Origin of the sequence: Streptomyces coelicoflavus, from assembly GCF_003112555.1 — a bacterium.
In the GTDB taxonomy this organism is placed as follows: domain Bacteria; phylum Actinomycetota; class Actinomycetes; order Streptomycetales; family Streptomycetaceae; genus Streptomyces; species Streptomyces coelicoflavus.
In genome coordinates, this window is the sequence record NZ_BEWB01000006.1 from 153,618 (window position 1) to 172,858 (window position 19,241).

Here is a 19,241-nt window from a genome sequence, read left to right on the forward strand (position 1 = left end):
GAACGGGGCGTGCGGGGCGGGCACTTGTCTGTCGCCGGACGCGGCGGACGGGCATGATCGACGCGTCGGGCGGCCCTGCGACTGCGCCGCCCGTCCGTCCGCGTCCCGCCTCTTCGTCCACTTCACACCCGGGAGTCCCCGACATGGCATCCCCCCTGCGCGTACTGATCCACGGCGGCGGCATCGGCGGCCTCACCCTCGCCGCGGCGCTGGCCCGGCGCGGGCACACCGTCGAGGTCGCCGAGCTGCGCCCCGGGCTGGAGGCGCTGGGCGTCGGCATCATCCAGCCGTCCAACGCGCTGCACGTCATGGACGAGATCGGTGTCCTCGACGCCTGTCTCGAGGCGGGCTACGAGTGGGAGGTCCTCACCATCGCCGACCCGGCCGGGAACACCCTGGCCGCCGTCCCCCAGCCCCGCATGGGCGACGCACCCCCCGCCAACGGCATCCCCCGCCCCGCGCTGGCCGCGATACTCGGGGACGCCGCCGTCGCCGCCGGTGCGACCCTCCGGTTCTCCGCCACGATCACCGACCTCACCGACGACGGCGACGGCGTCGACGTCACGCTTTCGGACGGGTCCGGCGGGCGTCACGACCTGGTCGTGGGCTTCGACGGCATCGGATCCGCGCTGCGCACCCGGCTGTACGGCGAGAAGTACACCCCCGAGTACACCGGCTTCGCCAACTGGCGGGTCACCGTGCCCCGGCTGCCGGAGGTCCGCGGATTCGTCATGAGTACCGCGGGGGAGTCGGCGAAGGCGCTGCTCACGCCGATCAGCGACGAGACCATGTACCTGGGCGCGGTGTTCGCCGAGGCGGAGGACTTCCGCCCCGACCCGGCGCGGGCCCACGAGCAGCTCGCGGACCGGCTGACGATGTTCGCCGGGCCGGTGGCCGCTGCCCTCGCCACGGTCACCGACCCGTCCGCCGTCGTCTACTCCCGCATCTCCCAGGTGACGGTCGAAGAGCCGTGGCACGTGGGCCGCGTGGTCCTGGCCGGCGACGCCGCCCACGCCTGCACCCCGCACCTCGCGCAGGGCGCGGCCATGGCCGTCGAGGACGCGGTGGTCCTCGCCGAGTCGCTCGACACCGAGCGGGACGTCCCGGCCGCCCTCACCGCGTGGGAGGCCCGGCGGCGTCCCCGGGCCATGTGGGTCCAGGCGATGTCCCGGGCGGTCCTCCGCCAGGAAACCGGGGCACCCACCACCGCCGAGGAGGACGAACTCCTGAAGACCGGCATCCCGGGAGCGGCCCACGCCCTGGTCCAGCCGTACTGACCCGGGGGCGCCGGGGACGCTTGGGCTGCCGCCCCCTCCGTCCCCGGCGCCCGCCTGCGCGCGAAGTCCTACGAGGAGACCTGCCCCGTATGGGCCACACGGCCCTGGCACCCCCCGCCACCGCCCGCGAGACTGGCGCCATGCAGAAGCTCTCCCTCGACGCCCTCGCCCGCGAGCACCTCGAACGCGCCGCCGCCTCCTCCAGCGGCCGCAGCGCCACCACGGTCCACGGCGGCCACGAACTGGTCCTGCGCCAGACCCTCCTCGCCCTGACCGCCGGCACCACCCTCGCCGAACACGAGAACCCCGGCGAGGCGACGGTCCAGGTCCTGCGCGGCCGAGTCCGCCTCACCAGCGGCGACACCTCTTGGGACGGCCGCACCGGCGACCTCGTCCTGATCCCCCCGGCCCGCCACAGCCTGGAGGCACTGGAGGACTCGGCGGTCCTGCTGACGGTGGCGAAGCGCTGAGGAATCACTTCCGCCAAACAATCCCTGCGGAATGTGCACCCCAAAATCTGTATCCGCGGTACAAGGGTTTGACGGAACGGGCTGACAGTTTCCCTGCGGCGGCGCACGGAGTGGAATTACTGGACGTACGCGGGGTCCCGCAGCGTGCTACTGTCGTTATCAGTTGCAGTTGTGGTTCCCGAATTTAAAGCTCTTTCCAGCAGGCCTGTGTGCCGTTGGAAGTGCTCTTTGACACCGGTCTTCTCCGGTCGGGGTGATCATCGCGGCGACACGGCGTCCGTACAGTGCGGACGCCGGTGCACTGCCCCGAAGGAGACAAGACATGGCTACTGGCACCGTGAAGTGGTTCAACGCGGAAAAGGGATTCGGCTTCATCGAGCAGGACGGTGGCGGCGCGGACGTGTTCGCCCACTACTCGAACATCGCCGCCCAGGGCTTCCGTGAGCTGCTCGAAGGCCAGAAGGTGAACTTCGACATCGCGCAGGGCCAGAAGGGCCCGACGGCCGAGAACATCGTCCTCGCCTGACGCCGGCGCGCCCACGGGCGCGCTTCGCAGCTGGGGCCCGCATCCTTCGGGGTGCGGGCCCCAGCTGCATCTGCGGAATCCGTGAATTCACGTACGCGGAATTCCGCACGCTATTCGGCCTGTTCTGTGATTCCCCGCGCTCGTCCGCTGCGGCAATTCCTCGACACGCGCTTCCTTGCGCCGGCCTGGAACCGTCCTGATCGGAAAGCCGAACCATGCGACGAACGACGGTCAGTGCACCGCCCTGGTCACCCTCGCTCGGCTGACCGACGTGCGGAACGGCTCCGCGTACACCGACCGGGTCCGCCTTCGCGATGTCGACGGCGGCGGCGGGCCCTTCGCCTCGCCGACGGCCACGGTGGCCGAAGCGGAGGAGGCGATGGTGGACCGGCGGCTTGGAGCCCTGCCCGTCGTCGACGAACACGGCAACGCCCTGGGCGTCCTCGCCCGCTCCTGCCTCAGTGGTCGGAGTAGCTGAAGTCCCCCACGGTCCAGGCGCTGACGTTCTCGATCGCCACGCGGTACATCCCGCCCGTCTCCGGGATCCCCATGGTCCCCTGGAGGATCCGGGCGACATGAAAGTGCAGGTGCGTGGGTGGTCCCCCCTCCTTCTCCGCCGGAGCGTCGAACACGGCGGAGAAAGCGCCCAGGTCCGTGGAGTCGGTCAGCACCTCCGACACTCTCTGCCGCCACACGGACGCGGGGGCCAGGCGACCGGTGATGACAGCGCCGGGGGTGACCACGGTCAAGGACATCCGACTGCTCCGCGCGGACTCCACACGGGCGGCGATGTCAATGAGCAGCTCGTCAGGCTTCGACATGAGAGGGGATTTTATCCGCAGGCCCGCCCCGGGCGGGTCGCCCGATGGCACTACCGGGCAGGACGGGCGGCACTCCCCGGCTTGTCTCCGGACGCCACGGCGCCACCGCGTCGCAGCTCCTCGTTGATGCGCTGAGCCTCTTCGAGCTGGTCTTCCAGGATGATGATGCGGCAGGCCGCCTCGATCGACGTTCCCTGGTCGACCATCTCGCGGGCGCGAGCGGCGATGCGCAGCTGGTAGCGGGAGTAGCGACGGTGGCCGCCCTCCGAGCGCAGGGGCGTGATCAGCCGGGCCTCGCCGAGGGCCCGCAGGAAGGCGGGCGTGGTGCCCAGCATCTCTGCCGCCCGCCCCATGGTGTACGCGGGGTAGTCGTCGTCGTCGATCGGGTCGAGCGGTGTGTCTGCGGTCATCTGCACCTCTGCTGGCGGAATGCGTCGAGGGGCCTTGGTGCCGTACGGCACCAAGGCCCCGAGGGATTTGTAACACCATCTGCCGGCCTACTGCACGGCCGGCCTTCTGTTGCGGGATCGCGGATGCGTGACCGTGAGACCACCTTCCGTTCCGGGGTCTGCGGTACCCGGTGAGAACGTGCTCGCCCGGGCGATCCTGATGGCGTCCTCCTCCTTCTTCTTCTCTCGGTTCGCATGCGGGCAGTTCGTCTCTGCCTCGCCCTACGGACTTCCTGGCTACAACAGAAGAGTAACCACAGCGACAGCCGCATGTCTACAGCGGCCACTACAGGTTTTCGCCCAAGCGGGTGAGGGACTTTCTGTACCGGGGGCGCGCGTGCCGTGCCTGCCGGGCCACCAGTACCGGTCGTACCGGACACCACCGGCGCCCGGGTCACCGATCAGTGGGACGATGACGCACCAGCCGATCGAGCGACGCACGGGGAGGCCGGGCACGACATGGCCCGTTACACGGAGGCACTGACCGTCGAAAGGGGCGGTTTCCGCATCAGGGTCCCGGAGTCCTGGTGGGAGTTCGACGTACGCCCGGAGTCCCGGGACGACTCGATCCGCCGTATGGTCGACGACCGAATACGCCAGCACCCGGAGCTGAAGCCCTCCCGTGCCGCCTACGTCACCTTCCTCCAGAAGGCGGCCTCCGACGCGTGGAAGTCGGGCGCGCTGTACTGCGGTTGCATGGCCGAGAGCTTCGGCGGTGACACCCCGATCACCGGCTCGATCACCGTCTCCCTGATCGGCGGCCGCACATCCTCCGGCGCCCCTCTCCCCACCGACCCGGCCGCCATCGCCGCCCAACTCGCCGTCAAGGAGGCGAAGAAGCCCGGCGACTCCTGGCGCAAGGTCACCACGGTCGACATCCCCGGCGTGGGCCCCGCGGCCCGCACCCAGGGCGTCGAGGACATCCCGGTCCCGGACGACGCCCTGAACCGCACGGTCCGCGCGGTGCTCATGCAGACCTACATCCCCGTCCCCGGCCAGGAGGGCAAGGTCGCCCTGGTCGCGGGCAGCAGCCAGGTCCTCGACCTCGCGGACTCCTTCTTCGACATCTTCGACGCGATCACGTCGACGTTCCGGTTCGTGGGGTGACGAGGGCCGGCCGACCGTGACGAAGAACTGGAATTGGCAGACCGGCGAACGGCTGCTGGCTCTCGACGACCCGGTGGAATGGGACGCCGCTTTCGAACGCGGCGAGCGCAGCCTCGGCACGGCGGCCATCGGTCTCGCCTTCAACTGCTCCCTGGAGGAGGCGTCGCCCCGCATCGTCAGGGCGACGCAACTCCCGGACATCGCCCAGCGAGGATTCGCCTTCACCGCGGCAGGAACGGCGGCCCGCCTCAACGGCACGTTGACGCCGGAGCTGTACGCCGTGCTGCGGGCAGAGGGGCCGGGGCGCAGGAGCATCGCGGTGAACGCCATCGACGACACCCTCACCTTCGTACCGTTCCGACGGCTGCCTACGTGGCTGAAGTACTGGCGCGTCGTATCAACGGTGCGGAACAAACTGGACGCGTGGCGACTGAGCGCTTCCTACGCGGTGATAGACGCATGGAAGGCGTTGCGCAGACGATGAGCCCGCGTCCCCCACACCCGCACACGGCAATGCCCCGCCCGGAACCCTTCGTAGTCTTCGGCCCCACAGGCGCACCCGGATTCCGAGCGAGAGCCGCGGGCGTGGAAGCCGCCGGAGGGCGTGTCCACCACTTCGACTCCCGCAAGCTGGTGACCGAGCGGGGAATCCACCGTTGCTTCGCGGAAGTCCTCCAGTTTCCCGGGTACTACGGCGCGAACTGGGACGCTCTGGTGGACTGCCTTAGCGACCTGTGCGGAGAAGTCACGGGCGGTGTCGGGATCGTGGGCGTCATCCACGACGCGGACCTGATCCTGGACGCGGACCACTTCCCCCTCTTCGTCTCGGTCCTCTGCCAGGGCGCGGACCGCGCCAACGCCTCCGTCGACCTCGACGGCTTCCCCACGGGCCGCCCCGCCCTCTCCGAACACTTTCTCTTCGAGTTCTGCGACTTCGATCCCGAGAGCATCGCGCTCCGCGTACGCCAACCCGACCTGACCGTCACCACAGGAGCCGAACACGTCGCGGCGGCCCTGAACACCGAGGTATGGCACTGACCGACTTCGCGCCCTGCCCGACGGAGCCGTCTTTCTTCGAACAACCGCGCCTTGTAAGTTCACGTGTGCGTACGGGTGGTTGCTGATGCGGCGCGTGAGTTGACGGGGGTAACGGAATGGCGGGCCACAGGCCGAGTGACTGGCATGTCCTGGACCTGGACAAGGACCCGACGCCGGGGGATCCGCAGCGGGTGCGCACGCTCGCGAAGACGCTGCACGACTTCGCCGACGACGTCTCGGAGGCGTTGCGTCTGGTGAAGGGGATGGCGGGGGAGTCCACGCTCGCGGAGTGGGCGGGGAAGTCGGCGACGGTCTTCAAGGACGAGTTCTCGGGTGTGCCGAAGAACTTGAAGAAGCTGGAGAAGTCGTACGGGATGTGCGGCGACGCGCTCGCGGACTTCTGGCCGAAGCTGGAGCGGGCGCAGGCGCTGGCGGACAAGGCGCTCATCAAGGCCCGGGAGGCCCGTGACGACCTCACGTCCGCGCAGTCGAAGCTGTCCTCGGCGGACTCGTGGGTGACGCGGGCGTCGAAGGAGGCGGACAAGTACAAGGACGACCCGACGGGCAGCAAGTCCGACGCGGACAAGCCGGACGAGGCGAAGGTCCGGGCCGCCACCCGTGACGTCCAGCACGCCAAGACGGCGCAGACGAACGCGCAGTCGTCGGTCGACTCCGCGCAGGATGCGCTGGACGCGGCGAAGAAGATGGCGGCGGACGCGCGGAAGATGCGTGACGACGCGGCCCGGGAGGCCAAGAACAAGATCGACGAGGCGTCCGACGCCGGCATCCAGAACCGGTCGTGGTGGGAGGACGTCGGCGACTGGTTCTCGGACAACTGGGACAACATCGTCGCGGTCTGCAAGGTCGTCGTCGCGATCGTCGGCATCATCGCGATGGTCATCGGCGGGCCGATCCTGGGCGCGATCGTCCTGGTCGCCGCCCTCGTCGTCCTCGCGGACACGCTCTACAAATACAGCAAAGGGCAAGCATCCCTGTGGGACGTGGGGTTCGCCGCCCTGGACTGCATCCCCGGCATGAAGGGGCTCACCACCCTCGGCGGACTCGCCAAGGGCTTGAGATCCGCGGGCAAGCTGGGGCTCAAGGGCATGGCCCTCAGCGCGCGAGGCGTCGCCAAGAACGCCAGGACAGCGGTGGCCGACGGTGCCAAGGGGGCCTACAACCGCCTGAGGAGCAAGATCAAGGGCTGCGGCGACCCGGTCGACGTCGCTACTGGAGAGACGTTCCTGGCCGAGACGGACGTGTCCCTCCCCGGAACCCTGCCCCTGACGTTCATTCGCCGCGCCGCGTCCGACTACGGGTGCGGATGGTGGTTCGGCCCCGGCTGGTCCTCGACTCTGGATCAGCGTCTGGAGATCGACACGGACGGCGTCTTCTTCGTCACGGAGGACGGGATGATCCTCGTCTACCGCGCCGAAAGCGAGGCGGGGTCTCCGTGGCTGCCCGAAGCGGGACCCCGTATGCCCCTCAGCCGGGAGGCCGACGGGTCATATCGAGTGGACGACCCCTGGACCGGTCTCAGCCGCCGCTTCGCCCCACAGCCCGACGACACCGCCCGTATCACCAGCATCACCGACCGCAACTCCAACAGTCTCACCTTTGATTACGACGAGTCCGGCGTTCCGCTCGGGATCCGGCACTCGGGCGGTTACCACGTCACGTTCACCACCTCCGACGGCCGTGTCACCGCCCTGCATCTGGTCGAGGCGGATGGCGGTTCGGACACCGCTGTCAGGCGATACGGCTACGAGGACGGCACCCTCGCCGAGGTCGTCGACTCATCCGGCCTGGCCCTCGCGTTCACCTACGACGAGTACCTGCGTATGACGTCGTGGACCGATCGCAACAGCCACCGGTACACCTACGTCTACGACGATCACGGGCGATGTGTCTCACAGGCCGGACAGGCCGGACACGTCGCCGGCACGTTCACGTACGACGAGGAACTCTCCGCCTGGCCGGGATGCCGCGTCACCAGTCACACGACGACCGACGGCGCGACCGCTCGGTTCGTCGTCAACGACAACAGCCAGGTCGTTGCCGAGATCGACCCCCTCGGCCACTGCACTCGAACCGAGTACGACGACCACCACCACCTGCTCTCCCGTACCGACCCCCTTGGGCACAGCACGCGTTACGAGGTGGACGCAGTCGGCCGGCCGACGCAAGTCTCGCTGCCGGACGGCGGTGTCGTATCCGTGGTGTACAACGCACTGCACCTGCCGACCCACGTCAACCTGCAGGACGGGACGTGTTGGCAGCACACCTACGACGCACGTGGCAACCGGATCGAGTCCATCGCACCGGACGGTGCGCGCACGCGGTTCGCCTACGACGCCCAGGGGGCGATCGCGTCGGTGACCGACCCACTCGGCGCCACGACGACCGTGCGCTGCGATGCCGCCGGCCTACGACGCGAGACCATCAGCGCTCTGGGGGAGCGCGCCACACGCGCGTACGACGCCTTCGGCCGGCTCAGCGCCGTCACGAGCCCCTTGGGAGAGACGACCAGGCTGTGGTGGACCGTCGAAGGCCGCCCGACCCGTGTCCTCGGTCCCGACGGCACCCAGGAGACGTGGACCTATGACGCTGAGGGCAACTGCACGTCCCACGTGAAACCGGACGGCGCCCTGACGACCTTCCAATACGGTCCTTTCGACCTGCTCACGGCGCAGACGGAAGCCGATGGAGGACGGTACGAATTCGAGTACGACGCGTCGCTGAGGCTTACGTGTGCGATCAACCCCCTCGGCCTGCGTTGGGCATACACCTACGACGCGGCCGGCCGGCTCGTTGCAGAAACGGACTTCGACGAGCAGCGGACAACCTACGAGCGGGACGCGGTCGGCCGGTTGTCGAGGCGGGTGAACCCGACAAGCCAGGAAGTCGCGTTCACGTACGACCCGATGGGGCGGATTCGTTCCAAGGTGGTCGGCACCGAGGCCACCGACTACGTCCATGACGCCATGGGACGGTTGGTCCGCGCCGCGGGGCCGGGCTGCGACCTGAGGCTGGAACGGGATCTCGCCGGACGGGTCGTCGCCGAGCGGGTGAACGGCCGGTCGACAGTGTCGATGTACGACACCGCCGGCCGCCGTTCCGACCGTGTGACGCCCTCCGGTGTGCATGCCCTGTACGGGTATGACGCCGTCGGTCGACTGATCCGTCTGAATACTTCCGGCCACGCCATCGAATTCGGTCACGATGCCGCCGGACAGGAAATCAGCCGTCTCGTCGATGCCACGCTGCGCTTCGACCAGACGTGGGACGCGAGCGGCCGGCCTGTGGAAGAGCGGTGGACGGCTGCGGACCGGTTGGTCCAGGGCCGCGAATACAGCTACGGAGTGCAGCACGGTCCGAGCCGGGCGTCCGATGCCATCGACGGCCCCGTTGTTCTGAACACCGACTCGATGGGACGCGTCAGGAGCCTGCATGGGGAAGGCCGCTCGGAAAGCTATGACTACGACGTCGCAGGACACATCACTTCTGCTTCATGGTCCGGTTATCCGGGACTGGACGCGGCGCAAGGCGGCCGTTCCTACGCCGGAAGCCGCCTGGAGCGTGCGGGAGGAGTGCGCTACGTCCACGACGCCGCCGGACGGGTCGTGGAGCGCTGCAAGAAACGTCTGTCCCGCAAGCCCGCGGTCTGGCGGTACGTCTGGGACGCCGAGGACCGACTGACCTCCGTCAGGACCCCGGACGGCACGGTCTGGCGCTACTCCTACGACCCTCTCGGTCGCCGTATCGCCAAGGAGCGGCTCGGCGACGACGGCCATTCAGTCGTGGAGCGGACGGATTTCACCTGGGACGGCCCGGTTCTCGTGGAGGAGACCACCAGCGACCCGGCTCTGCCGAATGAGGTCACCCTCACCTGGGACCACTCCGGCCTGCGGCCGATCGCCCAGACCGAACGCCTGACCGACTCGGCCACGCAGGAAGAAGTAGACGCTCGCTTCTTCGCGATCGTCACTGATCTGGTCGGAACTCCGACCCAACTCGTCGATCCGCACGGCGAGGTGAGCTGGCGAGCCCACCGGACGATATGGGGTGCCACGGCCTGGCCTCGGCAGAGCAGCGCATACACCCCGCTGCGCTTTCCCGGGCAGTACCAAGACCGAGAGACCGGACTGCACTACAACTACCACCGTCACTACGACCCGGAGAGTGGTCGCTACACCTCGTTGGACCCACTTGGACTGGCGCCCGCTCCGGACCCCTACAGCTACGTAGCCCATCCGTGGCGGCAGACCGACCCCTTCGGCCTGATGTCGTGCGACGAGGAGAGCGTGGTTCTTTACCATGGATCACGGGACTGGAGCGGCGGGGAATTCTCATTGGGTCGCTCGCACGAAATGCAGCGCGAATACACACCGGACGCCGGCGTATACCTGACCGATGACTTCAACAGGGCCGCCACACAGTACGCCGGTCCCGACGGAGTCGTGGTCCGGACCGAAGTACCGAGATCGTTCGCTGATTCGGTGCTCCGCGAGCACAGCGGGCCCGCCGGGCGTCAGCCGGAGTACTTCGTGGACACTCAGGAGGGCGTCGACATCCTGAATGCCGGTTCTCCGCGCGCACTTCCACAGCGTGACGCGGTGATTCAGCACATGATGGGCCAGTTCTAGAGTCTTGCGAGGAGTGCGGTAGTGGCAGGTTCGATCGTTCCCATGTCGGAGAGCATGCTGGCTCGTGGTGTCTTCGGCCCGCTCGGCGGTGTCGTGGAGGTCGGGGCTGTGAACGCCACGGGTTCATGGTCCGTCTCGGACGCCTCGGTCGGCCGTTTCCTGGACGACCGGTCCGAGGACGTGGAGCGCCTGCTCAGCGCTGTCCGGTCGGTCTGCCGGTTCAATGACTCGGGCATGGCCGTCGTCGACGAGCTGGGACGGCTGCGCGATCATGAAGTGCCCGCGGCTTTTCTGCTCCTGTGGTCAGCGGGTGTCACCGGGGTCCCCGAGCCTCTGGAGAAGCTGGAGGAGCCGGCGCTGGTTCGCCGTATGTGCCGTATGGCAGCGGACCTGCAGCTCACGCTTCTGCTTCAGGCACTCGTCACCGCGGCCGTTGCGGCCGGCACAGAGGCCCACCGGGGCGCGGAGCAGCTTGTCGAGGTGTTGACGATCGCCTGTGCCCTGGCGGACCCGAACGGCGGGAGCACCCCCAGCCTGATCTTCCGCATGTGGCGTGTCGCGCACCTGCCGGGCATTCTCCGGCCCGAGTCGAATGCACCGGATATAGGGAAGGCTGGATTCCGGGCATACGACGAGATTCTGGATCAGTTGCTCGGTGTGTCCTGACGGGGTGACCGTACGCTTTCGCGCAGCCACCCTACCTGACTCGGGGGTGTTCGCTCCGCCCTGGATACGTCCGACAGCGGCAGGCCCGGACGAAACGCTCGGCGAGTGGTGGAAGCGCAAGCCGATTCACGCCCCTTGGGCCGACGGACCGTGCACGCGCGCCCGGTGCTGCCTCAGTACAGACCTGACTAGTCTGTTTGCGTCAGGTCCGACATGGCCTCGCGTGGACAGGGAAGCACGAGTGAAGGGTTGACGTCAGCGCGGAAGTGGGTCAGATGGTCGGGCTCGACGCGTTCACGGGGCCGACGGCGGCGGCCGTTCTCGACGCCGCGGGCTGGACGGGCGAGCGCAGGAATTCGGCGAAGGAGTGCGCCACGACGTGGCGGCTAGCTGTACTGATCCGTGAGGTTGGGGACGCGGCTGGCGGGTGGTTGGCCTTTCAGCGCGGTGGTCTGCGGTCGGTAGGGCCGGGTGCGCTTGTGCTCGGTCGTAGGCTCGGCCTCACCGATTCGAACTCGTCCATGGAACGCCTGTCGGCCTCGATGACGAGTTGTCGTGTCTCCAGCGGCGTCTCGCTCACGCTGGACCAGCGGACCTGGGCACCCAGGGCGAGCCGATGGGCCGGAAGTACTCCTCGCAGTCCTCGGCGAACATTCCGTACCCGTCGTCCTGGATCCGGACGCGATCCACACCGCCGAGGTCGTTGCGCTTCAGGGTGACGACGACGCGTCCGCAGTCCACGTGTTCACGACTGGTCTCCAACCGCACCCTGACCGTGACCGGACTCCTGCGTGCTCGTGATCGTGGGGGCAGTCTGCCCTGCTCCTACCGCACCGCGGGCCGCAACCCGGTGAGGTCGCCCGAAAGGGGAGAGCGCACCTCGAAAGGCCGCCGGGTTTGATCTCCGCCACCCCCGGGGTATTCTCTCCGGCCCGATTGGCCAGCCCCGCGCCCCGTATGGCAGACTAGCGGGGTTGCTCGGTCGAGTGCCGATGCTGCGCGCCTCCCGCCGGGAGGACCGGAAGCGAGTCCCACAGTACTCGTCGTCCCTGCTCAGGGGCGGACGTACGGGAATCTTCCGGGAAGCGTCAGCGGGGTGCAGGCCAGGCACCCGGTGGGCCTCTCGCCCCCGGTCCGCGGTTCCGGAAGGGCCCGCACTCCCAGGCAGGGAAGTCCCGAAGAGGGACATTCATGTCAGCGAGAGTGCGACACGCCCGACCGCGTGGGTCGGAGGGGGAGCGGAATGGACAAGGACCACCGGGTCCAGAGCGTTACGAGAGACAGGACTACTGAGTAGCCATGGCGGGACAGAAGATCCGCATCCGGCTCAAGGCCTACGACCACGAGGTCATCGACTCTTCGGCGAAGAAGATCGTCGAGACGGTGACTCGCACTGGTGCGTCGGTCGCGGGCCCGGTGCCGCTGCCCACTGAGAAGAACGTGTACTGCGTCATCAAGTCGCCGCACAAGTACAAGGACTCGCGCGAGCACTTCGAGATGCGCACGCACAAGCGCCTGATCGACATCCTCGACCCGACCCCCAAGACCGTTGACTCTCTGATGCGACTCGACCTCCCGGCCGGTGTCGACATCGAGATCAAGCTCTGAAGGCCGGTGATCTGAGAATGGCTAAGCAGATCAAGGGCATCCTGGGCGAGAAGCTCGGCATGACGCAGGTGTGGGACGAGAACAACCGTGTTGTTCCGGTCACCGTCGTCAAGGCCGGCCCCAATGTCGTCACCCAGGTCCGCACGAACGACGTCGACGGCTACGAGTCCGTCCAGATCGCGTTCGGCGAGATCGACCCGCGCAAGGTGAACAAGCCCCTCAAGGGCCACTTCGCCAAGGCCGACGTCACCCCCCGCCGTCACCTCGTCGAGATCCGTACGGCCGACGCCTCCGAGTACACGCTCGGTCAGGAAGTCAGCGCCGAGGTCTTCGAGTCCGGCGTGAAGGTCGACGTCACCGGCAAGAGCAAGGGCAAGGGCTTCGCCGGTGTCATGAAGCGTCACAACTTCAAGGGCCTCGGCGCCGGACACGGCACCCAGCGCAAGCACCGCTCCCCGGGCTCCATCGGTGGCTGCGCCACTCCGGGCCGCGTGTTCAAGGGCCTCCGCATGGCGGGCCGCATGGGCAACGAGCGGGTCACCACCCAGAACCTGACCGTCCACGCCGTTGACGCGGAGAAGGGTCTGCTGCTCATCAAGGGCGCGGTTCCCGGTCCGAACGGCGGCCTCGTCCTGGTCCGCACCGCGGCCAAGGGGGCCTGAGGTACCGATGAGCACTGTTGACATCCTTTCGCCTGCCGGCGAGAAGACCGGAAGCGTCGAGCTCCCCGCGGAGATCTTCGGCGTGGAGAAGATCAGCATTCCGCTGATCCACCAGGTCGTCGTCGCGCAGAACGCCGCTGCCCGCCAGGGCACGCACAAGACCAAGCGTCGCGGCGAGGTCCGTGGTGGCGGCAAGAAGCCGTACCGCCAGAAGGGCACCGGCCGCGCCCGCCAGGGTTCGACCCGTGCGCCGCAGTTCGCCGGCGGTGGCGTCGTCCACGGCCCGCAGCCGCGTGACTACTCGCAGCGGACCCCGAAGAAGATGAAGGCCGCGGCCCTGCGCCACGCCCTCACCGACCGGGCCCGCCACGACCGCATCCACGTCGTCACCGGCGTCATCGAGGGCGAGACCCCGTCCACGAAGGCCGCCCGGACGCTGTTCGGCAAGATCTCGGAGCGCAAGAACCTGCTCCTGGTCGTCGACCGCGCCGACGAGGCCGCGTGGCTGTCCGCCCGCAACCTGCCCCAGATCCACATCCTGGAGCCGGGCCAGCTGAACACGTACGACGTTCTCGTCTCGGACGACGTGGTCTTCACCCAGGCCGCCTTCGAGTCCTTCGTGTCCGGCCCCAAGGCTGCTGACACCGAAGGGAGCGAAGCCTGATGGCTACGCGTCACCCGAGCATCGCCTCCAAGGCGGCCAAGGCCGCCAAGGCCGCGCGCGTCGCCAAGGCGCGCCGCCACGAGGCCGAGGGCAAGAACACCGTTGTCACCCCGGCCAGCAAGGCGTTCACGGACCCCCGTGACGTGCTGCTGAAGCCGGTCGTGTCCGAGAAGAGCTACGCGCTCCTCGACGAGAACAAGTACACGTTCATCGTCGCGCCGGGCTCCAACAAGACCCAGATCAAGGAGGCCGTCCAGGCGGTCTTCTCGGTCAAGGTCACCGGGGTCAACACGATCAACCGCCAGGGCAAGCGGAAGCGGACCCGCACGGGCTTCGGCAAGCGTGCCGACAGCAAGCGCGCGATCGTGACCCTCGCCGAGGGCGACCGTATCGACATCTTCGGCGGTCCGACCTCCTGACGGAGGTCCGGATCGTCCGGAATCGGACGAGGACTGAGAAATGGGAATCCGCAAGTACAAGCCGACTACGCCGGGCCGTCGTGGCTCCAGCGTCGCCGACTTCGTCGAGGTCACGCGGTCCACGCCGGAGAAGTCGCTGGTCCGCCCGCTGCACAGCAAGGGCGGCCGTAACAACGCCGGTCGTGTGACCGTTCGCCACCAGGGTGGCGGACACAAGCGCGCCTACCGTGTCATCGACTTCCGTCGGCACGACAAGGACGGCGTGCCGGCGAAGGTCGCGCACATCGAGTACGACCCCAACCGCACCGCGCGCATCGCGCTGCTGCACTACGCCGACGGCGAGAAGCGCTACATCCTCGCCCCGCGCAACCTGCAGCAGGGCGACCGCGTCGAGAACGGTCCCGGGGCCGACATCAAGCCGGGCAACAACCTGGCGCTCCGCAACATCCCGGTCGGTACCACGATCCACGCGATCGAGCTCCGTCCCGGTGGCGGCGCCAAGTTCGCCCGCTCCGCCGGTGCCTCCGTGCAGCTGCTCGCGAAGGAGGGCACCATGGCCCACCTGCGCATGCCGTCCGGAGAGATCCGCCTGGTCGACCAGCGCTGCCGCGCCACGGTCGGCGAGGTCGGCAACGCCGAGCAGAGCAACATCAACTGGGGCAAGGCGGGCCGTAAGCGCTGGCTGGGCGTTCGCCCGACCGTGCGTGGTGTGGTCATGAACCCGGTGGACCACCCGCACGGTGGTGGCGAAGGCCGTACCTCGGGTGGTCGCCACCCGGTGTCCCCGTGGGGCAAGAAGGAAGGCCGTACTCGTTCGCCCAAGAAGGCGTCGAACAAGTACATCGTCCGCCGCCGCAAGACGAACAAGAAGCGCTAAGGACGGGTTGAGATGCCTCGTAGCTTGAAGAAGGGACCCTTCGTCGACGACCACCTGATCAAGAAGGTGGACGTCCAGAACGAAGCCGGTACCAAGAACGTCATCAAGACCTGGTCCCGTCGCTCGATGATCGTCCCGGCGATGCTCGGCCACACGATCGCGGTGCACAACGGCAAGACCCACATCCCGGTGTTTGTCACCGAGTCCATGGTCGGCCACAAGCTCGGCGAGTTCTCGCCGACGCGCACCTTCCGGGGTCACGTCAAGGACGACCGGAAGTCGAAGCGCCGCTAGTCAGCGGGGTGTGAAAGATCATGACAAACACTGAAGGGACAACCATGGAAGCCAGGGCCCAGGCGCGGTACATCCGCGTCACGCCCATGAAGGCCCGCCGCGTGGTGGACCTCATCCGTGGCATGGATGCCACGGAGGCTCAGGCGGTCCTGCGTTTCGCCCCGCAGGCCGCGAGCGTGCCGGTCGGCAAGGTGCTGGACAGCGCCATCGCCAACGCCGCGCACAACTACGACCACACCGACGCCGACAGCCTCTTCATTTCCGAGGCGTACGTCGACGAGGGCCCGACCCTGAAGCGGTTCCGTCCGCGTGCCCAGGGCCGCGCCTACCGGATCCGCAAGCGGACCAGCCACATCACCGTGGTCGTCAGCAGCAAGGAAGGAACCCGGTAATGGGCCAGAAGGTAAACCCGCACGGGTTCCGGCTCGGTGTCACGACCGACTTCAAGTCGCGTTGGTACGCCGACAAGCTGTACAAGGACTACGTCAAGGAAGACGTCGCCATCCGTCGGATGCTGACGTCCGGCATGGAGCGCGCCGGCATCTCCAAGGTCGAGATCGAGCGCACCCGTGACCGCGTCCGCGTGGACATCCACACGGCTCGTCCGGGCATCGTCATCGGCCGCCGCGGTGCGGAGGCCGACAAGATCCGCGGCAAGCTGGAGAAGCTGACCGGCAAGCAGGTCCAGCTGAACATCCTCGAGGTCAAGAACCCCGAGACGGACGCTCAGCTGGTCGCCCAGGCCGTCGCCGAGCAGCTGTCCTCCCGCGTCTCCTTCCGTCGTGCCATGCGCAAGAGCATGCAGGGCACGATGAAGGCCGGCGCCAAGGGCATCAAGATCCAGTGCGGTGGCCGCCTCGGCGGCGCCGAGATGTCCCGCTCGGAGTTCTACCGCGAGGGCCGTGTGCCCCTGCACACGCTCCGCGCGAACGTGGACTACGGCTTCTTCGAGGCCAAGACGACCTTCGGCCGCATCGGTGTGAAGGTCTGGATCTACAAGGGCGACGTCAAGAACATCGCCGAGGTCCGCGCCGAGAACGCCGCCGCCCGTGCCGGCAACCGCCCGGCCCGTGGCGGTGCCGACCGCCCGGCCCGCGGTGGCCGCGGTGGCGAGCGTCGTGGGCGCAAGCCGCAGCAGCAGTCGGCTCCGGCCGCCGAGGCCCCCAAGGCCGAGGCGCCCGCCGCTGCCGCTCCGGCCGAGAGCACCGGAACGGAGGCCTGACCGTCATGCTGATCCCCCGCAGGGTCAAGCACCGCAAGCAGCACCACCCGAAGCGCCGCGGTATGGCCAAGGGCGGTACCACGGTTGCGTTCGGCGAGTACGGCATCCAGGCCCTCACGCCGGCGTACGTGACCAACCGCCAGATCGAGGCGGCCCGTATCGCGATGACCCGCCACATCAAGCGTGGCGGCAAGGTCTGGATCAACATCTACCCGGACCGCCCGCTCACGAAGAAGCCGGCCGAGACCCGCATGGGTTCCGGTAAGGGTTCTCCCGAGTGGTGGATCGCGAACGTGCACCCGGGCCGGGTCATGTTCGAGCTGTCCTACCCCAACGAGAAGATCGCCCGTGAGGCGCTGACCCGTGCGGCCCACAAGCTGCCGATGAAGTGCCGGATCGTCAAGCGCGAGGCAGGTGAAGCGTGATGTCGGCCGGTACCAAGGCGTCCGAGCTGCGCGAGCTGGGCAACGAGGAGCTTCTGGCGAAGCTCCGCGAGGCCAAGGAAGAGCTGTTCAACCTCCGCTTCCAGGCGGCGACGGGCCAGCTCGAGAACCACGGTCGGCTCAAGGCCGTCCGTAAGGACATCGCCCGGATCTACACCCTGATGCGTGAGCGCGAGCTGGGCATCGAGACGGTGGAGAGCGCCTGATGAGCGAGAGCAACGTGACTGAAGAGACGAAGGCCGCGCGCGGCTTCCGCAAGACCCGCCAGGGTCTGGTCGTCAGCGACAAGATGGACAAGACCGTCGTCGTCGCCGTCGAGGACCGCGTGACCCACGCGCTGTACGGCAAGGTCATCCGCCGTACCGAGAAGCTCAAGGCTCACGACGAGCAGAACGCCGCGGGCGTCGGCGACCGTGTCCTCCTCATGGAGACCCGGCCGCTGTCCGCGACGAAGCGCTGGCGCGTCGTCGAGGTCCTCGAGAAGGCCAAGTAAGAAATCTCCTGCGGGGCATTCCTCGCAGGACAGTTCCGCCAGGCTCCGGGAGTCGTTCACCACGGTGACCGACTCCCGGGGAACCGGCAGACATTCAGGAGATAGACGTGATCCAGCAGGAGTCGCGGCTGCGTGTCGCCGACAACACGGGTGCGAAGGAAATCCTGACCATCCGTGTGCTCGGTGGCTCGGGCCGCCGCTACGCGGGTATCGGTGACGTCATCGTCGCCACCGTCAAGGACGCGATCCCCGGTGGCAACGTGAAGAAGGGTGACGTCGTCAAGGCGGTCATCGTTCGCACCGTCAAGGAGCGCCGCCGTCCCGACGGCTCGTACATCCGCTTCGACGAGAACGCCGCCGTCATTCTGAAGAACGACGGCGACCCTCGCGGCACCCGTATCTTCGGCCCGGTGGGCCGTGAGCTGCGCGAGAAGAAGTTCATGAAGATCATCTCCCTCGCGCCGGAGGTGCTGTGAGCATGAAGATCAAGAAGGGCGACCTGGTCCAGGTCATCACCGGTAAGGACAAGGGCAAGCAGGGCAAGGTCATCGCGGCCTTCCCCCGCGAGGACCGCGTCCTGGTCGAGGGTGTCAACCGGGTCAAGAAGCACACCAAGGCCGGGCCGACCGCTCGCGGTTCGCAGGCCGGCGGCATCGTGACCACCGAGGCCCCGATCCACGTCTCCAACGTCCAGCTGGTCGTGGAGAAGGACGGCAACAAGGTCGTCACGCGCGTCGGTTACCGCTTCGACGACGAGGGCAACAAGGTTCGCGTTGCCAAGCGGACGGGTGAGGACATCTGATGGCTACCACCACCACTCCGCGTCTCAAGACGAAGTACCGCGAGGAGATCGCGGGCAAGCTGCGTGAGGAGTTCTCCTACGAGAACGTCATGCAGATCCCCGGCCTCGTGAAGATCGTGGTCAACATGGGTGTCGGCGACGCCGCCCGTGACTCGAAGCTGATCGAGGGCGCGATCCGCGACCTGACCACCATCACCGGTCAGAAGCCGGCCGTCACCAAGGCCCGCAAGTCCATCGCGCAGTTCAAGCTGCGTGAGGGTCAGCCGATCGGTGCCCACGTCACGCTCCGTGGCGACCGCATGTGGGAGTTCCTGGACCGCACCCTGTCGCTGGCGCTGCCGCGCATCCGCGACTTCCGCGGTCTGTCCCCCAAGCAGTTCGACGGCCGTGGCAACTACACCTTCGGTCTCACGGAGCAGGTCATGTTCCACGAGATCGACCAGGACAAGATCGACCGCACCCGGGGTATGGACATCACCGTGGTGACCACGGCGACCAACGACGCTGAGGGCCGCGCGCTCCTCCGTCACCTCGGCTTCCCCTTCAAGGAGGCGTGAGCGAGATGGCGAAGAAGGCTCTGATTGCCAAGGCTGCTCGCAAGCCCAAGTTCGGTGTCCGCGGCTACACGCGCTGCCAGCGCTGCGGCCGTCCGCACTCCGTCTACCGCAAGTTCGGCCTGTGCCGCGTGTGCCTTCGTGAGATGGCTCACCGTGGCGAGCTGCCGGGCGTGACCAAGAGCTCCTGGTAATCCGGTAAT

The 19,241-nt window shown here is 67.8% G+C and carries 26 protein-coding genes and 1 pseudogene; 24 read left to right on the forward strand and 3 right to left on the reverse strand.

Translation table 11 applies throughout. The annotated features are described in order from the left end of the window. The first annotated feature begins 143 nt into the window (after positions 1–143). The 4 genes and pseudogenes from Sco07f_RS15520 to Sco07f_RS15535 all read left to right on the forward strand — a co-directional run. Positions 144–1,277, forward strand: coding sequence for an FAD-dependent monooxygenase (locus tag Sco07f_RS15520; RefSeq protein ID WP_108988180.1), 1,134 nt, complete (start codon positions 144–146; stop codon positions 1,275–1,277). Between the two features lie 140 nt (positions 1,278–1,417). Next, positions 1,418–1,747, forward strand: a complete 330-nt coding sequence (locus Sco07f_RS15525) for a cupin domain-containing protein (protein WP_054099545.1) — start codon at positions 1,418–1,420, stop codon at positions 1,745–1,747. Positions 1,748–2,069: 322 nt separating this feature from the next. Next, positions 2,070–2,273, forward strand: coding sequence for a cold-shock protein (locus tag Sco07f_RS15530; protein WP_003974279.1), 204 nt, complete (start codon positions 2,070–2,072; stop codon positions 2,271–2,273). A 226-nt stretch (positions 2,274–2,499) separates the two neighbouring features. Continuing rightward, positions 2,500–2,751, forward strand: a pseudogene (locus Sco07f_RS15535) (CBS domain-containing protein); the annotation flags it as partial. Here the strand turns inward: Sco07f_RS15535 and Sco07f_RS15540 are convergent. Beyond that, complete coding sequence (locus Sco07f_RS15540) at positions 2,732–3,094, reverse strand: hypothetical protein (RefSeq protein ID WP_007443962.1); 363 nt, start codon at positions 3,092–3,094, stop codon at positions 2,732–2,734. The pseudogene Sco07f_RS15535 and the gene Sco07f_RS15540 overlap by 20 nt on opposite strands. A gap of 50 nt (positions 3,095–3,144) precedes the next feature. Beyond that, positions 3,145–3,504: a MerR family transcriptional regulator gene (locus Sco07f_RS15545; protein WP_054099486.1), complete on the reverse strand. Its 360-nt coding sequence runs from the start codon at positions 3,502–3,504 to the stop codon at positions 3,145–3,147. 498 nt (positions 3,505–4,002) lie between these two features. On the opposite strand from Sco07f_RS15545, the gene Sco07f_RS15550 reads away from it, so the two are divergent. The 5 genes from Sco07f_RS15550 to Sco07f_RS15570 all read left to right on the forward strand — a co-directional run bounded on the left by Sco07f_RS15550 (position 4,003) and on the right by Sco07f_RS15570 (position 11,000). Further along, positions 4,003–4,650: a hypothetical protein gene (locus Sco07f_RS15550; protein WP_108988181.1), complete on the forward strand. Its 648-nt coding sequence runs from the start codon at positions 4,003–4,005 to the stop codon at positions 4,648–4,650. Between the two features lie 16 nt (positions 4,651–4,666). Next, a complete protein-coding gene (locus tag Sco07f_RS15555) occupies positions 4,667–5,134 on the forward strand; it encodes a hypothetical protein (protein ID WP_108988182.1) in 468 nt (155 codons plus the stop codon). Between the two features lie 101 nt (positions 5,135–5,235). After that, on the forward strand, positions 5,236–5,688 hold the full coding sequence (locus tag Sco07f_RS15560; RefSeq protein WP_087789844.1) for a barstar family protein: 453 nt from the start codon (positions 5,236–5,238) through the stop codon (positions 5,686–5,688). Between the two features lie 116 nt (positions 5,689–5,804). After that, positions 5,805–10,334 carry a DUF6531 domain-containing protein gene (locus tag Sco07f_RS15565; protein WP_087789843.1) on the forward strand — a complete coding sequence of 1,510 codons (4,530 nt, stop codon included), beginning with the start codon at positions 5,805–5,807 and terminating at the stop codon, positions 10,332–10,334. A 42-nt stretch (positions 10,335–10,376) separates the two neighbouring features. Further along, entirely contained in the window at positions 10,377–11,000 is a 624-nt protein-coding gene (locus Sco07f_RS15570; protein WP_108988183.1) for a hypothetical protein, read from the forward strand. A 576-nt stretch (positions 11,001–11,576) separates the two neighbouring features. Here Sco07f_RS15570 and Sco07f_RS40310 read toward each other — a convergent pair. Further along, entirely contained in the window at positions 11,577–11,762 is a 186-nt protein-coding gene (locus tag Sco07f_RS40310) for a hypothetical protein (RefSeq protein WP_174855366.1), read from the reverse strand. A 537-nt stretch (positions 11,763–12,299) separates the two neighbouring features. Between Sco07f_RS40310 and rpsJ the strand changes: the two genes are divergently transcribed. The 15 genes from rpsJ (at position 12,300) to Sco07f_RS15650 (ending at position 19,232) form a co-directional block, all read left to right on the forward strand. Continuing rightward, complete coding sequence (rpsJ, locus tag Sco07f_RS15580; RefSeq protein WP_003948644.1) at positions 12,300–12,608, forward strand: 30S ribosomal protein S10; 309 nt, start codon at positions 12,300–12,302, stop codon at positions 12,606–12,608. 17 nt (positions 12,609–12,625) lie between these two features. Then, the gene (gene rplC / locus Sco07f_RS15585; protein WP_007443982.1) at positions 12,626–13,270 is read left to right on the forward strand and encodes a 50S ribosomal protein L3; all 645 of its coding nucleotides are present in this window, start codon (positions 12,626–12,628) and stop codon (positions 13,268–13,270) included. Positions 13,271–13,277: 7 nt separating this feature from the next. Further along, positions 13,278–13,934, forward strand: coding sequence for a 50S ribosomal protein L4 (gene rplD, locus Sco07f_RS15590; RefSeq protein WP_007443984.1), 657 nt, complete (start codon positions 13,278–13,280; stop codon positions 13,932–13,934). Beyond that, on the forward strand, positions 13,934–14,353 hold the full coding sequence (gene rplW / locus Sco07f_RS15595; protein ID WP_007443985.1) for a 50S ribosomal protein L23: 420 nt from the start codon (positions 13,934–13,936) through the stop codon (positions 14,351–14,353). Before rplD ends, rplW begins: the two co-directional genes overlap by 1 nt. A gap of 40 nt (positions 14,354–14,393) precedes the next feature. Beyond that, positions 14,394–15,230 carry a 50S ribosomal protein L2 gene (rplB, locus tag Sco07f_RS15600; protein WP_003974264.1) on the forward strand — a complete coding sequence of 279 codons (837 nt, stop codon included), beginning with the start codon at positions 14,394–14,396 and terminating at the stop codon, positions 15,228–15,230. A gap of 12 nt (positions 15,231–15,242) precedes the next feature. Beyond that, positions 15,243–15,524, forward strand: coding sequence for a 30S ribosomal protein S19 (gene rpsS / locus Sco07f_RS15605; protein ID WP_003948639.1), 282 nt, complete (start codon positions 15,243–15,245; stop codon positions 15,522–15,524). Between the two features lie 44 nt (positions 15,525–15,568). Beyond that, complete coding sequence (gene rplV / locus Sco07f_RS15610) at positions 15,569–15,916, forward strand: 50S ribosomal protein L22 (RefSeq protein WP_003974262.1); 348 nt, start codon at positions 15,569–15,571, stop codon at positions 15,914–15,916. Then, positions 15,916–16,746, forward strand: coding sequence for a 30S ribosomal protein S3 (gene rpsC, locus Sco07f_RS15615; protein ID WP_087789835.1), 831 nt, complete (start codon positions 15,916–15,918; stop codon positions 16,744–16,746). The genes rplV and rpsC overlap by 1 nt, the downstream gene beginning before the upstream one ends. Before the next feature lie 5 nt (positions 16,747–16,751). After that, the gene (rplP, locus tag Sco07f_RS15620; protein ID WP_007443989.1) at positions 16,752–17,171 is read left to right on the forward strand and encodes a 50S ribosomal protein L16; all 420 of its coding nucleotides are present in this window, start codon (positions 16,752–16,754) and stop codon (positions 17,169–17,171) included. After that, the gene (rpmC, locus tag Sco07f_RS15625) at positions 17,171–17,395 is read left to right on the forward strand and encodes a 50S ribosomal protein L29 (RefSeq protein ID WP_003974259.1); all 225 of its coding nucleotides are present in this window, start codon (positions 17,171–17,173) and stop codon (positions 17,393–17,395) included. The genes rplP and rpmC overlap by 1 nt, the downstream gene beginning before the upstream one ends. Beyond that, positions 17,395–17,682: a 30S ribosomal protein S17 gene (gene rpsQ, locus Sco07f_RS15630; protein ID WP_003974258.1), complete on the forward strand. Its 288-nt coding sequence runs from the start codon at positions 17,395–17,397 to the stop codon at positions 17,680–17,682. The genes rpmC and rpsQ overlap by 1 nt, the downstream gene beginning before the upstream one ends. 107 nt (positions 17,683–17,789) lie before the next feature. After that, positions 17,790–18,158, forward strand: a complete 369-nt coding sequence (gene rplN / locus Sco07f_RS15635; RefSeq protein WP_003974257.1) for a 50S ribosomal protein L14 — start codon at positions 17,790–17,792, stop codon at positions 18,156–18,158. A 2-nt stretch (positions 18,159–18,160) separates the two neighbouring features. Continuing rightward, positions 18,161–18,484, forward strand: coding sequence for a 50S ribosomal protein L24 (gene rplX / locus Sco07f_RS15640; RefSeq protein ID WP_003974256.1), 324 nt, complete (start codon positions 18,161–18,163; stop codon positions 18,482–18,484). Further along, a complete protein-coding gene (gene rplE / locus Sco07f_RS15645; RefSeq protein WP_003974255.1) occupies positions 18,484–19,041 on the forward strand; it encodes a 50S ribosomal protein L5 in 558 nt (185 codons plus the stop codon). Before rplX ends, rplE begins: the two co-directional genes overlap by 1 nt. A gap of 5 nt (positions 19,042–19,046) precedes the next feature. Then, complete coding sequence (locus Sco07f_RS15650; protein WP_003948630.1) at positions 19,047–19,232, forward strand: type Z 30S ribosomal protein S14; 186 nt, start codon at positions 19,047–19,049, stop codon at positions 19,230–19,232. Positions 19,233–19,241 lie beyond the last annotated feature (9 nt).